General features: G+C 62.5%; 13 protein-coding genes. 8 read left to right on the top strand and 5 right to left on the bottom strand.

The genetic code is table 11. The features are described 5' to 3' along the window. Positions 1-316 (bottom strand): alcohol dehydrogenase catalytic domain-containing protein (locus P3C39_RS08945; protein WP_275953149.1); only part of this gene is annotated, 316 nt, incomplete at its 3' end. A 198-nt stretch (positions 317-514) separates the two neighbouring features. Here P3C39_RS08945 and P3C39_RS08940 point away from each other — a divergent pair. From P3C39_RS08940 to P3C39_RS08930, 3 genes are all read left to right on the top strand, one after another. Beyond that, positions 515-2,527, top strand: coding sequence for an acetyl/propionyl/methylcrotonyl-CoA carboxylase subunit alpha (locus tag P3C39_RS08940; RefSeq protein ID WP_275953148.1), 2,013 nt, complete (start codon positions 515-517; stop codon positions 2,525-2,527). A 107-nt stretch (positions 2,528-2,634) separates the two neighbouring features. After that, positions 2,635-6,162: a DNA polymerase III subunit alpha gene (gene dnaE / locus P3C39_RS08935; protein WP_275953147.1), complete on the top strand. Its 3,528-nt coding sequence runs from the start codon at positions 2,635-2,637 to the stop codon at positions 6,160-6,162. Positions 6,163-6,229: 67 nt separating this feature from the next. Next, entirely contained in the window at positions 6,230-7,033 is an 804-nt protein-coding gene (locus P3C39_RS08930; RefSeq protein WP_275953145.1) for a potassium channel family protein, read from the top strand. Between the two features lie 12 nt (positions 7,034-7,045). Here P3C39_RS08930 and P3C39_RS08925 read toward each other — a convergent pair whose 3' ends face one another. Further along, positions 7,046-7,927 carry a DMT family transporter gene (locus tag P3C39_RS08925; RefSeq protein WP_275953144.1) on the bottom strand — a complete coding sequence of 294 codons (882 nt, stop codon included), beginning with the start codon at positions 7,925-7,927 and terminating at the stop codon, positions 7,046-7,048. A gap of 197 nt (positions 7,928-8,124) precedes the next feature. Here P3C39_RS08925 and P3C39_RS08920 point away from each other — a divergent pair, with 197 nt between their 5' ends. After that, positions 8,125-8,631, top strand: coding sequence for a hypothetical protein (locus P3C39_RS08920; RefSeq protein WP_024503586.1), 507 nt, complete (start codon positions 8,125-8,127; stop codon positions 8,629-8,631). A 6-nt stretch (positions 8,632-8,637) separates the two neighbouring features. Here P3C39_RS08920 and P3C39_RS08915 read toward each other — a convergent pair whose 3' ends face one another. Continuing rightward, entirely contained in the window at positions 8,638-9,966 is a 1,329-nt protein-coding gene (locus P3C39_RS08915) for a DNA polymerase IV (RefSeq protein ID WP_275953143.1), read from the bottom strand. A 65-nt stretch (positions 9,967-10,031) separates the two neighbouring features. On the opposite strand from P3C39_RS08915, the gene P3C39_RS08910 reads away from it, so the two are divergent. Together P3C39_RS08910 and P3C39_RS08905 are read left to right on the top strand one after the other, a co-directional pair. Continuing rightward, entirely contained in the window at positions 10,032-10,607 is a 576-nt protein-coding gene (locus P3C39_RS08910; protein ID WP_275953142.1) for a GNAT family N-acetyltransferase, read from the top strand. A 107-nt stretch (positions 10,608-10,714) separates the two neighbouring features. After that, positions 10,715-12,247, top strand: a complete 1,533-nt coding sequence (locus P3C39_RS08905; RefSeq protein WP_275953141.1) for a hypothetical protein — start codon at positions 10,715-10,717, stop codon at positions 12,245-12,247. A 10-nt stretch (positions 12,248-12,257) separates the two neighbouring features. Here P3C39_RS08905 and P3C39_RS08900 read toward each other — a convergent pair whose 3' ends face one another. Both P3C39_RS08900 and P3C39_RS08895 read right to left on the bottom strand, forming a co-directional pair. Continuing rightward, positions 12,258-12,911: a hypothetical protein gene (locus P3C39_RS08900; protein WP_275953140.1), complete on the bottom strand. Its 654-nt coding sequence runs from the start codon at positions 12,909-12,911 to the stop codon at positions 12,258-12,260. Beyond that, the gene (locus P3C39_RS08895; RefSeq protein WP_024503583.1) at positions 12,908-13,207 is read right to left on the bottom strand and encodes a DUF3572 domain-containing protein; all 300 of its coding nucleotides are present in this window, start codon (positions 13,205-13,207) and stop codon (positions 12,908-12,910) included. Before P3C39_RS08895 ends, P3C39_RS08900 begins: the two co-directional genes overlap by 4 nt. A gap of 246 nt (positions 13,208-13,453) precedes the next feature. Between P3C39_RS08895 and P3C39_RS08890 the strand changes: the two genes are divergently transcribed. Both P3C39_RS08890 and P3C39_RS08885 read left to right on the top strand, forming a co-directional pair. Further along, positions 13,454-13,825 carry a response regulator gene (locus P3C39_RS08890; protein WP_013531932.1) on the top strand — a complete coding sequence of 124 codons (372 nt, stop codon included), beginning with the start codon at positions 13,454-13,456 and terminating at the stop codon, positions 13,823-13,825. Positions 13,826-13,858: 33 nt separating this feature from the next. After that, positions 13,859-15,232 (top strand): PleD family two-component system response regulator, encoded by a 1,374-nt coding sequence (locus P3C39_RS08885; RefSeq protein ID WP_064995799.1) that lies wholly within the window; start codon positions 13,859-13,861, stop codon positions 15,230-15,232. The last annotated feature ends 458 nt before the right edge of the window (positions 15,233-15,690 follow it).

The raw sequence follows: 15,690 nt of genomic DNA, 5'->3' as shown, positions 1-15,690 counted from the left end.
AGAGGTTCGTCTTTCTCGACAGGCAGGACGGGCACTGGCGGCATTCGGGCGTATAGAGCGGGATGACGTGGTCGCCCTTCTTGAGCGAGGTGACACCCTTGCCGACATCGACGACGACGCCGGCGCCCTCATGGCCGAGGATGGCCGGAAACAGACCTTCCGGATCGGCGCCCGACAGCGTGAATTCATCGGTGTGGCAAATGCCTGTCGCCTTGATCTCGACCAGCACTTCGCCCTCGCGCGGGCCCTCGAGGTCGACCTCCATGATCTCCAGCGGCTTTCCGGCGGCAACAGCGACAGCGGCGCGGGTTTTCATCAGGCGTCCTCCAATGCGAATTTTTTTCCAAGGTTTCAGGTTTTGCCGACACGATCAACTGGCAGCTGGCTCCCCGACTGGGCCACAGCGATGAATTGGAATCGCAAGTCGATTGAAAGGCAGTGAATTGCATGGTCGGCTTGACCCTGCAAGCACAGGCCATAAAAGGAACGGCCGACCCGAGGGATGACATTTCGCATGTTCACCAAGATCCTGATCGCCAATCGCGGCGAAATTGCCTGCCGCGTCATCAAGACGGCGCGCAAGATGGGCATTGCCACGGTCGCGGTCTATTCCGATGCCGATCGCGACGCCGTGCATGTCGAGATGGCCGACGAGGCGGTGCATATCGGGCCTTCGCCAGCCGCGCTGAGCTATCTCGTCCCTGAAAAGATCATCGCCGCGTGCAAGGAGACGGGAGCCCAGGCCGTGCACCCCGGCTACGGATTCCTGTCCGAGCGGGCGGCCTTCTGTGAGGCGCTGGAAGCGGAAGGCATCATTTTCATCGGCCCGAAGCCCAAGGCGATCAAGGCGATGGGCGACAAGATCGAATCGAAGAAGTTCGCCAACGCCGCCAAGGTTTCCACCGTGCCCGGCTGGCTCGGCGTCATCGAGAATGCCGATCATGCCGAAAAGATCGCCGGCGAAATCGGTTATCCCGTGATGATCAAGGCTTCGGCCGGCGGCGGCGGCAAGGGCATGCGCATCGCCTGGAGCGAAGCCGAAGTGCGCGATGGCTTCGACCGCGCGCGCTCGGAAGCCAAGAGTTCGTTCGGCGACGATCGTCTCTTCATCGAGAAATTCGTCGTCGATCCGCGCCACATCGAAATCCAGGTGCTGGCCGACGCGCATGGCAACGCGCTCTATCTCGGCGAGCGCGAATGCTCGATCCAGCGACGCAACCAGAAGGTCGCCGAAGAGGCGCCGTCGCCATTCCTGGACGCAGCGACACGCAAGGCCATGGGCGAGCAGTCTGTGGCGCTGGCCAAGGCCGTCGACTACCAGAGCGCCGGCACGGTCGAATTCATCGTCGACAATGACAAGAACTTCTATTTCCTTGAAATGAATACACGATTGCAGGTCGAGCACCCGGTGACGGAGCTCATCACCGGCATCGATCTGGTCGAGCAGATGATCCGCGTCGCCGCCGGCGAAAAGCTTGGCCTGAAGCAAAGCGACATCGAGCTGAACGGCTGGGCGGTGGAAAGCCGGCTCTATGCCGAAGACCCTTACCGCAATTTCCTGCCTTCGATCGGCCGGCTGACGCGCTACCGGCCGCCGGAGGAAGGACAATTCGGCGATGTCGTCATCCGCAACGACACCGGCGTCACCGAAGGCTCCGAAATCTCGATGTTCTACGATCCGATGCTCGCCAAGCTGTGCACCTGGGCGCCGACGCGTCTGGAAGCCATCGATGCCATGTCGGAAGCGCTCGACAGCTTCGTCGTCGACGGAATCGAGCACAACATTCCGTTCCTGGCTGCCTTGATGCAGCATCAGCGTTGGCGGGAAGGGCGGATATCGACCGCTTTCATATCGGAGGAATATCCCGACGGTTTCGCGCCGGTCGTGCCGAACGACGACGAGAAAGCGGTGCTGGCGTCGATCGCGACCGCAGTGGAACTGCTGCGACGTGATCGGCTTGACCGGCTGGGCGGGCGCCTGGCGCCGCATTCGGGAGCGCTGAAGCGCGGCTGGGTCGTGAAGATCGATGATGACTATCTGTCGGCGTCCATCATCGAGGGCATGATTTCCATTCCGATGGAAGTCGATCTGTCGATCGCGGGCGGCAAGGCGCTGACCGTTGCATCCGACTGGCGGCCGGGCGATCTGGTCTGGCGCGGTACGGTCGGCAAGCGCAAGGTTACGGCTCAGGTCAGGCCGGTCGCCAATGGCTTTCGCATCGCCTGGAAAGGCATGTCGGTGACCGCGCGCGCCATGCTGCCGCGCACCGCCGAACTGGAAAGGCTGATGCCCGAAAAGGTGGCGCCGGACACGTCGAAGCTGCTGCTTTGCCCGATGCCCGGCCTTGTCGTGTCGATTGCCGTTGCCGAAGGCCAGGAGGTCAAGGCAGGCGAGACATTGGCTGTGGTCGAAGCGATGAAGATGGAAAACGTGCTGCGTGCCGAACGCGACCTTGTCGTCTCCAAACTCAACGCCAAGCCTGGCGACAGCCTGGCTGTCGACGCTGTGATCATGGAGTTTGCTTAGGGCCAGCCGGGCAGGCAGCCTGTGATCAGCAGTGGTTTGTACTGGACTGGCATCGCGCGGTCCCGGACAATACATCTCCATCGACTCAAGGACCTTCACGCAGCACCATGGCCGACGAAAAACTCCCCCGCGATCCCTTGAAGCGAGAAGCGGCGATTGCTTTGGCGCGGCCGGAGGCGCCGGCGCGGCCCTTCGTCCATTTGCGCGTGCATTCGGCCTATTCGCTGCTGGAAGGCGCCTTGCAGATCGGCAAGGTGGTGGCTCATGCGGTCAAGGACGAAGCCCCGGCCATCGCCGTTACCGACACCAACAACCTGTTTGGCGCGCTCGAATTCGCGCAGAAGGCGGTGAAGGACGGCATCCAGCCGATCATCGGCTGCCAGACGGCGCTCGCCTTTTCCGGCGAAAACAGCGATGGCCAGCGCGACCGCCGACGGCAAGGTCCCGATATGCGGCCGGTCGTCCTGCTTGCCGCGACCGAGGCGGGCTATTCCAATCTGGTCAGGCTGGTCAGCCGCGTCTACCTCGAAACGCCGCCGGGCGAAGCCGTGCACCTGACCACCGAAATGATGGAAAGCTATTGTGACGGGTTGATCTGCCTCAGCGGCGGACCGCGCGGACCGATCGGCACCGCGCTCAAGGAAGATCGCCGCGATCTGGCCGAAGCCCGGCTTTTGACTCTCAAGGAGATGTTCGGCGACCGGCTCTATGTCGAGCTTGACCGGGTTTCCGGCTACGATCGCCTGATCGAAAAATCCTCGATCGATCTGGCCTATGCCCATGAACTGCCGCTGGTCGCCACCAACGAGGCGTTCTTTTCCTCTCGCGACGACTATGACGCACATGACGCGCTGATTGCCATTGCCGAGGGATCGGTCGTCGCCGCCGACAACCGTCGCCGGCTGTCGCCCGACAATTTCCTGCGCAGCCAGGCCGATATGGCAAGGCTCTTTGCCGACCTGCCGGAGGCGATCGACAACACTGTCGAGATCGCGCTGCGCTGCTCCTATTACCCGAAGAACCGCAATCCGATCCTGCCGCGCTTCACCGGCGGCGATGTCGCCGACAATGACGCCGCCGTGCAGGCGGAAGCCGACGAACTGGCCCGCCAGGCCCATGAGGGGCTCGACGCGCGCCTTGCCATGCATGGCCCGACCGCGGGCTATACGGTCGAGCAATACCGCGAGCGGTTGAACTTCGAGCTTGGCATTATCACCAAGATGAAGTTTCCCGGCTACTTCCTGATCGTTGCCGACTTCATCAAATGGGCCAAGGCGCAAGGCATTCCGGTCGGGCCTGGCCGCGGTTCGGGCGCAGGCTCGCTGGTCGCCTATTCGACCACCATCACCGACATTGATCCGCTGCGCTTCTCGCTGCTGTTCGAGCGCTTTCTCAATCCCGACCGCGTGTCGATGCCCGACTTCGACATCGACTTCTGTCAGGATCGGCGCGAGGAGGTCATCCGCTACGTCCAGCAGAAATACGGCCGCGACCAGGTCGGCCAGATCATCACCTTCGGTACGCTGCAGGCGCGCGCCGTGCTGCGCGACGTCGGCCGCGTCCTGCAAATGCCCTATGGCCAGGTCGACAAGCTCTCCAAGATGGTGCCGCAGAATCCGGCCAATCCGGTCAAGCTCGCCGACGCCATCGCCAACGAGCCGCGCTTTGCCGAAGAGGCCGAGAGGGAGCCGATCGTCCAGACGCTGCTCGACATGGCGCAGAAGCTGGAAGGCCTCTACCGCCATGCCTCGACGCACGCCGCCGGCATCGTCATCGGCGACCGGCCGCTCTCGGAGCTGGTGCCGATGTACCGCGATCCGCGCTCGGACATGCCCGTCACCCAGTTCAACATGAAATATGTCGAGCAGGCCGGGTTGGTGAAGTTCGATTTCCTCGGCCTGAAGACGCTGACCGTGCTGGAGACGGCGGTGAAGCTGATCCGCCGGCGCGGCATCGAGATCGACCTGGCAACCATCCCGCTCGACGATCCCGAGACCTACGCCATGCTGTCGCGCGGCGAAGTGGTCGGCGTGTTCCAGGTGGAAAGTGCCGGCATGCGCAAGGCGCTGATCGGCATGCGGCCCGACTGCATCGAGGACATCATCGCGCTGGTCGCACTGTATCGACCCGGCCCGATGGAAAACATCCCGACTTATAACGCCCGCAAGCATGGCGAGGAGGAGATGGCCTCGATCCATCCCAAGATCGACCATCTGGTGAAGGAGACGCAAGGCGTCATCGTCTACCAGGAACAGGTGATGCAGATCGCGCAGGAGCTGTCGGGCTACTCGCTCGGCGAAGCCGATCTGCTGCGCCGCGCCATGGGCAAGAAGATTCGCGCCGAGATGGACAAGCAGCGCGAGCGCTTCGTCTCCGGCGCGGTCGAGCGTGGCGTCGGCAAGCCGCAAGCCGACTTCATTTTCGACCTGCTGGCCAAGTTCGCCGACTATGGTTTCAACAAATCGCACGCCGCCGCCTATGCGGTGGTTTCATACCAGACCGCCTATCTCAAGGCGCATTATCCGGTCGAGTTCCTGGCGGCGTCGATGACGCTCGACATGGGCAACACCGACAAGCTCGCCGATTTCCGCCAGGACGCGCTGCGCCTCGGCATCGAGGTGCTGGCGCCGTCCGTGACATCGAGCTTTCGCCCCTTCGAGGTCGGTGAGAACCGCATCTATTATTCGCTGGCAGCGCTCAAGGGCGTCGGCGACGCGGCGGTCGAGCACATCGTTGCCCAGCGTGGCGAAAAGCCGTTCAAGAGCCTCGCCGATTTCTGCGAGCGGGTCGATCCCAAGATCGTCGGCAAGCGCGTCTTCGAAAGCCTGATCATGGCCGGCGCGCTCGACTGCTTCGGCCACGACCGCGCGTCGATGATGGCGGGCGTGGAACGCATGATGGGACTGGCGTCGCTGGCGCAGCAGAACGCGGTTTCCGGACAGCACGACATCTTCGGCGCCTCGCTCGGCGCCCAGTCGCAGGCACTCAATCTGCCGGCGACAGAGCCGTGGCTCGCCGCCGACCGGCTGCATCGTGAATTCCAGGTGGTCGGCTTCTACCTCTCGGCCCACCCGCTCGACGAGTACAAGGCGGCCCTGCAGAAGATGCGGGTGCAGACGTGGGCCGAGTTCTCGGCGGCCGTCAAACGCGGTGCCGCCGCCGGCCGTCTGGCCGGCACGGTGACATCCAAGCAGGAACGCAAGACGCGCACCGGCAACAAGATGGGCGTCATCGCCTTTTCGGATACGTCAGGCCAGTACGAAGCCGTGCTGTTTTCGGAAGGACTGGCACAGTATCGCGACCTGCTCGAGGCCGGCCGCTCCGTCGTCATCACCGTTGCGGCCGAGGACAGGCCGGAAGGCGTCAATCTGCGCATCAACTCGGTGCAGTCGCTGGAGGATGAGGCAAGTCGCATCCAGAAGGCGCTGCGTATCTTCGTGCGCAACGCCACGCCGATCAACACGCTGGCCGGCCAACTGACCGTCAGGGGCGAAGGCCAGGTCAGTTTCGTGCTGATCAAGGAAGAAGGCGAGGGTGAAATCGAGATAGAGCTGCCGAACCGCTACCGTATCTCGCCGCAGATCGCCTCGGCGATGCGCGCGGTGCCGGGCGTGGTCGAAGTGGAATTGGTGTGACCCCCGCTCTTTTCGGCGCGCGGCAATCAGCCGGGCGGTCGCTGCCGCCAACGCCGGCGCAGTCAGCATGAAGCCGGCGCAGAGGAATGGGTCGCAGGCGGTTTCAGTCTTGGCGCGGCTGCGTGACCGGCTGCGCAGGCTTTATCATGGGCGCACGCCGGCCGCTTTCCGGTTCCAACTGGTGGCCATCGTCATCGACCTCGCCATCATCGCCTTCTTCATCGCGACGCCGGTTCTCCAGGACAAGCCGTCATTCCTCTGGCTCGACTATTCGGCGGCCGCGCTGGTTGCCGCGGACCTCGCTGCCCGCCTGCTTGCCTCCAAGAACATGCTGCGGCTGATGAAGCAGCCGACCTCGTGGGTCGATGTCTTCATCCTCTTGACGCTGCTGATGCCAACGGCGTTCGCCAATCTCGCCTTCCTGCGCATCCTGCGGCTGTGGTCGCTGTCACGCAGCGGTTCGCTCTGGCGGCATTTCGAGATGCGAGGACTGCGGCCGTGGCGAGAGGCTAGCCACGCGGTCATCAACCTTTTGACCTTCCTGTTCGTCATCACGGGCTTCGTCTACACGTTCTTCTTTCGCACTGGCGCCGGTCTGGAAAACTATATCGACGCGCTTTATTTCACTGTCGCCACGGTGACGACGACCGGCTTCGGCGACATCGTGCTGCCGGGCATGGCCGGCAAGCTGACGGCAATCGTCACCATGATCATCGGCATATCGCTGTTTGTCAGACTGGCTCAGGCGATCTTCCGGCCAGCCAAGGTGTTGTTTCCCTGTCCGCAGTGCGGCTTGCGGCGGCACGAGCCGGACGCCGTGCATTGCAAGGCCTGCGGCCATCTTCTCAACATACCCGACGAAGGGAACTGACGGCCGGCGGGACTACGACGCCGCCACTTCGGCCGGCTTTATCTGCCTGCGCTGCAGATTGAGCAGATTGCCCATCAGGATCAGCAGCGCGCCGCCGGCGGTGAAGGCGTCGATCTGCTCGCTATAGAGCAGCCAGCCGATCAGTGCCGATAGCGGCACGCGTAGAAAATCCATCGGCGAGACGATGGTCGCGTCGGCATAGCCAAGCGCTCGGGCCATACAGAAATGCGACGACATGCCGGTGAAGGCGATCAGCACGATCCATGGCCATAGCTCCAGTGGCGGGTTGCGCCACGCATAGAGCGCCGGGATGAGACCGACCACCGACTGGACAATCAGCATCCAGCAGATGATGCGTACGACGCTGTCCGTCCGGGTCAGCGACTTGACGGTGACCACCGAGATGCCGAAGCAGGCCGCGGCGCCCAGCACGACCAGATGTCCAGGATCGACCGAACCGACACCGGGGCGCACGATGATCACCACGCCTATCAGCCCCAGCGCGATCGCTGCCAACTTGGGCCGGTTCAGCCTTTCGCCCAGAAAGATCACCGCCAGGATAGCTGTCCAGATCGGAGTGGTGAATTCGATCGAGATCAACACGGCCAGCGGAATCAAGGTGAGGGCGTAGAGCCATGCCGCCTGGCCCGTGTAATGGATGACGTTGCGGGCGATATGGGCAACCGGGCGCTGCGTGCGCATGGCTTGAAAGCCGCCACTCATCATCACCAGCGGCAGCAGGATGAAGAAGCCGATCACGGAGCGCAACTCCAGCACTTGGAAGACGTTGAGCTCCGCTGTCGTGGCCCGGCCGGCGACCGTCATGCCAAGGAACGAGGCGATAGACAGCGCCATCCAGAACGCGGCCTTGGGGATCGAGGGGGTGGGTGCCATTCGCGCTATGTCGCAGGCCAGCACCTCTGCCGCAACCGCTAGCCAAGGCATTCTTCTGGGCCAGTCGCGACTGGCTCGATGTTGTAAAACAGTCATGTGGCGGACGGAACCTGAAACGGTAGGTGGCGTTGAGTCCCGATGGTCAGCCGTGCTCGTGGATCGCCCCGCCTTTTTTCGAAACGACAAGGAGAGCTTCGATGAGATCCTTCGCGCAATTCGCGCTTACCGGCGGTCTATTGGTTGCGGCAGGCGCAGCACATGCCGACGAGACCCAATTTCTCCAGTCGTTCAAGGGCAATTTCGCCGGCAAGGGCACTGTCCAGGTAACCACGGATGCTCCGAACGTCAGCGTATCGTGCAGCTTCAAGTCGAATGCGACCTCAACCTCGCTATCGCTGGATGGAAATTGCCGCGGTCTCATTGTGGTGTCGCGGGCCATCAGCGCCAATCTGAAAGTTACAGGTGCCAAATACAGCGGCACCTATGTCGGCTCTCGCACGGGACCGGCGCAACTCAACGGCAGCCGTTCGGGCAATGCGATCAACCTGGGCATTCGCTGGGCCAAGGAGGTCAATGGCGACCGAAGGGCGCAGATGAAGGTCGAGAAACGCGGCGAGAACGGCATGCGGCTGACCGTCATCGACACCGACCCGAAAACCGGCAAGAGCGTGGTGACGAGCAGGATAGACTTGCAGCGCACCTGACGAAAATCAATCTTCGAGCGGCTCCGGCGGATGGGCATCGCGGCCCTTGCCGAATGTGTAGCCGGTTTCCACCGCTTTGCGGCCGAACTTGTCGCGCAAGGCATCGATGGCGCCTTCAGCCATGGCGCGCTTGCGCGACTGGATGTCGACCAGATCGGGCGGGTCGGCCTTGTCATCGTCCGAGAGGTCGCTGACGCCGATGCCGAGCAGCCGATACTTCGTGCCGTCGGTTTCCTTGCGCAGAAGCTCCACCCCAGTCTGAAAGATGCGGTCGGCGAGCCGGGTCGGGTCGCCGAGCTGGCGATTGCGCGTGCGCAGCTTGAAATCCTGGCTCTTCAGTTTCAGCACCACGGTGCGCCCGGCAATGCCTGACTTTTTCAGCCGTGCCGAAACCTTTTCCGAAAGCCCCCTGAGAACCGCGATCAGTTCCTCCAGCGACGCGATGTCGGTGTCGAAGGTGGTTTCGGCCGATACGCTCTTGGCGTCCTGATCGGGATCGACGCGGCGGACATCCTCGCCGCGCGAAAGGTGGTAGAGCCGGTCGCCCATCGTGCCATAGCGGCGCATGAGGTCGCCGCGATCCATCTGCTGCAGCTGGCCGATGGTGCGGATGCCGTCACGCTCCAGCGTTGCGTTGAACGCCTTGCCGACACCCCAGATCATGGTCACCGGCTGCGCCGCCAGGAAGCCGACCGCCTCGGCTTCGCCGATGACCGAGAAGCCGCGCGGTTTACGGAAGTCCGACGCTATCTTGGCGAGGAACTTGCAGTAGGACAGGCCGGCCGAAACGGTGATGCCGATCTCCTTCTCGACCGCCAGCGCAAAGCGCGCCAGCACCACAGCGGGTGGCAGGCCGTGCAGCCGTTCGGTGCCGGCGAGGTCGAGAAACGCCTCGTCGATCGACAGCGGCTCGACCAGCGGCGTCAGCGCCTGCATCATGGCGCGCACCTCGCGGCCGACGCGGACGAATTTCTCCATGTTGGGGCTGATGACCACCGCCTCCGGGCAGGCTTCGAGCGCCTTGAACATCGGCATGGCCGAGCGGACGCCCTGGATGCGGGCGATGTAGCATGCGGTGGAGACCACGCCGCGCTTGCCGCCGCCGATGATCAGCGGCTTGTCCTTGAGCACCGGATTGTCGCGCTTTTCGATTGCCGCATAGAAGGCGTCGCAATCGATATGGGCCAGATGCAGCCGGTAAAGCTCGGGATGACGCGCAAGCCGGGGGCTGCCGCAGCGCTCGCAGCGGCTCGTCTGGCTGCGCTGAAACGTCAGGCAGTCGCGGCAAAAACCGTGATCGGGATTGTTGACAGAGGCCGCCATCGCTGCGAACATAAAGAGAACAGAGGCAATGGTACGACAGTGCAAGGCCAGCGACAAGGCTGGCCTGGGGAGAACGCATGAGCACGACCATAGCGCCGCTTGCGCCCGAGCTTAGGGCTGAATTCGAGGACCTCTTCGGCAAGCAAGGTGCCTGCTACGGCTGCTGGTGCACGCATTTCCGGCTGGCGCCGGCGACGCGCCGCGAGAGCAGCCGGGAACGCAACAAGGACCACATCAAGGCACGCATCGAGGCCGGCCCGCCGCCGGGCCTGCTGGCATTCGAGGACGGTCAGGCGGTTGGCTGGATGCAGATCGGACCGCGCGCCGACGTGCCCGAGTGGAACAACCAGGGCAGGGGGTCGGCACCGGTCGATCCTGCCGACGCCACGGATCCGGCCGTCTGGGCGATCTCCTGCTTCTTCATCCGCGGCAAGGCGCGCGGCAGGGGCATCACGCATCGCCTCGTCGAAGGCGGCATCGATTTTGCCCGCCAGAACGGTGCACGGCTGCTCGAGGCTTGTCCGATAGATCTGTCTCGCGATTCGCGTTCGATCGGCCTGTTCGTCGGCTCGTCGCGGGTCTTCGAGAAGGCTGGTTTCGAGAGGCTGTTGGAACGCAAGGCCGGTCGGCCGCTGATGCGGCTGGTGCTTTGATCGAGATTGCCTGCCCGGATGCCGTTGTCGATCTCACCTTGCGGTTGGAGCGGTAATTTCATACCAGACGGACAAAGCCTTTCTTCTCGGTCAAACGGAGAATTCGCGTGAACCGTGCCCTGCCATTCGTGTTCCTTCTTGCGTTGAGTGCCCCTGCTCTCAGTCAGACCGTCGACAGTCAGGGTGCGAAGCAATTGTCCGACGACTTGTCCCGCTATGTCGGCAAGCAGGCCATCGACAAAGGCATTTTGAAGGTTTCGCTGGAAGGTGGTGCCTACAAGATCCTGTTCGATTTCAAGGCACTTGCCGCATCATTTCCGGACCAGAAACTGCTGAAGTTCGACTTTGCGCCCTATGCCCTGATGGTCAAGCCGCGCAGCGACGGATCCTGGGATGTCTCGATGGATTTCTCCCAGAGCGCCTCCTTCGAGTTCAACGGACCCGAAGGGCTGCAAAGCACTCAGTTTTCGATCAAGGACGGCAAGGGCTCGGGCGTCTACGATCCAAATCTGGCGGCCTTCACCAGCGGCACCAGTTCGATGGCCGGCATGACGATGACGTCGAAGGATGCCAAGCAGCACATGGAGGCCAGCGCCGGCGCTGGCATCGCGACCGTTGCCGCGACCAAGTCGGCGACCGGGGGCGTCGATTTCACAACCTCGCAGAAGGTGTCGAGTTTTGTCGAAGCGATCAATTTCGATGACCCCGAGAGCGGGCTGAAATTCCCGGTCACCGTCAGGTCGCCGGAATTGTCGGTCGAAGCCAGCGGCAAGGGCGTGCAGACCAAGCCATTGCTCGATCTCCTGGCATTTGCTGTGGCCAACGAGGACGAGGCGACGCTGAAGGCCAACCAGGCGCAGCTCAAATCGCTTTTGTTCGCCGCCTTACCGCTTTGGCAGCGTATCGACGGGACCTATGGTTTCAAGGATTTCGCGGTGGAAAGCCCGGTCGGCAATTTCGGCGCCACCCAGCTCAGCACCGTGTTCGGCTCCGACGGCGTCGCCCAAAATGGCACGATCACCTACGGCATCAAGGCATCGGGACTGACCGTGCCGACCCAGCTTCTCCCGAGCTGGAGCGTGGGGTTGTTGCCCACCGATGTCGATTTGAACTTTGGCGGCGCCAATATCGATCTCGACAGCATGGCGAAGAAGGCGATCGAAGCCTTTGATCTCAATAAGAATCCGCCGCTGTCTGCCGAATTCGGCGAGCAGCTTAAGGCCGACTTCATGGCCAAAACGCCGAAGGTCGTGCTTGGCCACAGCACCGTGAAGAACAAGGATACGGAGATCGCCCTGGAAGGCGAGATGACATTCCCAGGCGAAAAGCCCGAAGGTAGCGTGACCGTCGATGTCGCCGGCTTCGACAAGCTTGTCGAAAGCCTGCAGGAAGCGGCAAAGTCGGAACCGGAGGTGGCCCAATACGTGCCAGTCGCTCTCATGGCGAAGGGCTTCGGCAAGACGCTGCCCGATGGCCGGCTGGAATGGATCGTCAACGCCAAGGCCGACGGTTCGGTCACCGTCAATGGCGTCATGCTGAAGCCTGCCGATCCGGCCGTGGACGACAGCGTGGACGATGGTGACGGCGACGATGACAGCGGGGACGACAGCGGCGGCGCAGGTGCGAAACTGAACCCCTGAAGGCTGGAGTTTAGAGCCTCAGCGCGCTTGCGATCTTCGGTGCGGCTTCGTGCCAGTCCTGGACGACGACCACATCGTCCGTCACCGGGGGCAGGAATGCGCGCAGCGAATTATCGGCCATCAGGTGGAACAGTTCGGCGTCGGCGACCGATTCCCGCACCGACGCCAGATTGTGCGGCTGATCGTCGACGAAGACCACCGGTCGGCCGGCCTTGCCGCGAAGCTTGGCCACTGCCGGTCCTTTGGCCATTTCAGTGGTCAGAAGCGGGTAGCTCAGTCCAAGCGCGTCGAGATGGACACGACGCACGGCACGGTGTTTGTGCGGCATGGCCGTCAGCAAGATGATTTCCGCGCGGCCGCCAAGTCCTGCCAGGGCCTCTGCCGCGCCGTCCGTAATGTTTTGCCAATCGGCTTGCGTGTCAAAGAAATCGCCCAGCAGTGCCGTGACTTCGGGCTGTTCGATCAGGCGGCCGCTGGCCGTCTCTGCGATGTTGCCGGTCAGCCGGAACGAGGCCAGCGTCAGGCCATAGCCACGCGTCTTGAGGAAATTCGGAAACGGGCGGATGAATTCGAGCACGACATCGTCGACATCGAGCACCAGCAACGGCCGGTTGTCGGCTGCCAGTTCTTCGATCTGGCGCGCTGTTTCTGGATCATCGCTCATATGGAATGCTCGTGATTGTCATCGCCCAGCGGCAGCGACCGCAGGGCCTTGCCGACAGCAGCCGGCGGGGTGCCTGTTTCCTCGGCAAAGCGCATCAGCGTCGGCTCGTGGGCGAGGATGAATTGCAGGACACCAGCCAGGAAACCTGGCTCACTGGCGGCTTTGCGGATCGAATGGACCTCTATGCCGGTGATAGCCAGAAAGCGCGGCAAAAGCTCCGGATCGGAGGCGACAAAGCCCAGGGCCTTCACGGCAATCGATTCCGCTTCTTCGCGCATTGACGCTGCGTTTGCCATCACTACCTTCGGTGTGTGGAATGAGTCTCTCCCGCAGTAATGGCAAGAGTTGCTTGCGGCAAGCCATTAGAGCGTGGCGCGCCCTTTGGACGCGTAGGCGACGAGGTGGAATTCGCGCTGTTTTCCAGCCGCGGATTTCCGTTTCGTCAATCATATTGCCGTAAAGTGAAGCAGGGTTTGGTGCGTTCAGACATGGGCGCATGACGGTCGCCTTCGAAGCGGAAGGGCGGCCGGGACGGGATATCGATGCCGAAGAAGGTTATGATCGTCGAGGACAATGAGCTCAACATGAAGCTCTTTCGGGACCTCATCGAGGCAAGCGGTTACGAGACCGTGCGCACCCGCAACGGTCTGGAAGCGCTCGATCTGGCACGCCAGCACCGGCCGGATCTCATCTTGATGGATATCCAGTTGCCTGAGGTGTCGGGGCTTGAAGTGACCAAATGGCTGAAGGAGGACGACGAACTGCACGTCATCCCCGTCATCGCCGTGACCGCCTTCGCCATGAAAGGCGACGAGGAACGTATCCGCCAGGGTGGCTGCGAGGCTTATATCTCGAAGCCGATTTCGGTGCCGCGTTTCATCGAAACCATCAAATCCTATCTGGGCGATGCGTGATGTGCCCCTTCAGCCGAGTCGGAGCGTTATGAAATGACTGCGCGGATCCTCGTCGTCGACGATATCCCTGCCAATGTGCGGCTGCTGGAAGTGCGGCTGCTGGCCGAATATTTCGAAGTGTTGACCGCCACCAACGGGCCGGATGCGATCGAGACCTGCGAGAACGGCAAGGTCGATGTCGTGCTGCTCGATGTGATGATGCCTGATATGGACGGCTTCGAGGTCTGTCGGCGGCTGAAGAGCGATCCGGCGACATCGCACATTCCGGTGGTGATGATCACCGCGCTTGACCAGGTTTCCGACCGCGTCCGCGGGCTTGAGGCCGGCGCCGACGACTTCCTGACCAAGCCGGTCAACGACCTGCAGCTGATGACGCGCGTCAAGAGCCTGGTTCGGCTGAAGTCGCTGACCGACGAGTTGCGGCTGCGCGCCTCGACGACGCGCAATATCGGCATCGAGGAGTTGCTCAGCCGCAATTTCGCATCCGAGGACACGACGCCGAAAGTGCTTTTGATCGACGAGCGCAAAACATCCGTCGAGCGCATCCAGAAGATGCTGCGTGATCGGGCCGACCTCGACGTCACACATGATCCGCATGCCGGTTTCTTCCAGGCCGCCGAGACATCCTATGAATGCGTGATGATCTCGACCGCGTTCGCCGATTTCGATCCGCTGAGGCTCTGTTCGCAGTTGCGCTCGCTCGATCGCACCCGCTTCGTGCCGATTATCCTGCTGGCGGAGGAGGGCGAGGAGGAACGTATCATTCGCGGCCTGGAACTCGGCATCAACGACTATCTCATGCGGCCGATCGACCAGCAGGAACTGACGGCACGGCTGCGCACGCAGGTGCGCCGTAAGCGCTACAACGACCAGCTACGGGCCAGCGTCACCCAGACAATCGAAATGGCGGTGACCGACGGTCTGACCGGGCTGCACAATCGCCGCTATCTGGACAGCCATCTGCAGACGCTGTTCGATCGCGCCGTGGCACGGCGCCGGCCGCTGTCGGTGATGATCACCGACCTCGATCGCTTCAAGGCGATCAACGACGCGCACGGTCATGATGGCGGCGACGAGGTGCTGCGGGAATTCGCACGGCGGCTGCGCAAGAATGTCAGGGGTATCGACCTTGCCTGCCGTTTTGGCGGCGAGGAGTTCGTCGTGGTGATGCCGGATACCGACGGCGCGGTGGCCGAGAAGGTGGCCGAGCGCATTCGCGCCGAAATCGCCCAGGCGGCTTTCGCCATCGGCCAGGACGGCAAGGCGATCGAAGTCACGGTCAGCGTCGGCGTGTCGTCGGTGCTGAAGGGCGTGGACACGGTGGCGGCGCTGATGAAGCGTGCCGATCTCGCGCTCTACGAAGCCAAAAGCGGCGGCCGCAATCGGGTCGTCGCCAAGGCGGCGTAGTGATCCAGCCCCGATTATCCAGTCAACCCGACAGGGTTACCCGTTTACCTTAATCCAAGCGATTCGCGAGCCTTGGTTAAGAAACTGTTGATTTTCATAAGCTCTTGCGCGACTGTGCAGGCCAAGACGAAGCCGGCACGAGGATAGACCGCCGGCTCCGGTCCCTGGGAATACCCCATGATGCTCAGGTCCGCCGCATCTCCTGGGTCCGTGGGGTCGGCCGGCCGGCGCTGGCACATAGTGGCCTCCTCGTACCGCTGCCAAACGCCGACCGGCCCCCTTCTTTCCAATGAACATCAGAGCTCCGTGCCAAAGCACGGAAGACTCTGGGTTTTTGCGCCTGAAAATCTGGATATCGTTACGGGAAATTGCCCCGAGCGCTTGTTCCGCGGCAACCAACAGGGGGAACAATACCGTTCCCTTCCATTTCATTCATATGGCGCACAAGGGGCTTGCGG

Origin of the sequence: Mesorhizobium sp. XAP4 (assembly GCF_029269325.1) — a bacterium.
GTDB lineage: Bacteria > Pseudomonadota > Alphaproteobacteria > Rhizobiales > Rhizobiaceae > Mesorhizobium > Mesorhizobium ciceri.
Note: the sequence above shows the minus strand (reverse complement) of the source record. Positions and strands in the feature narration are given on the sequence as shown.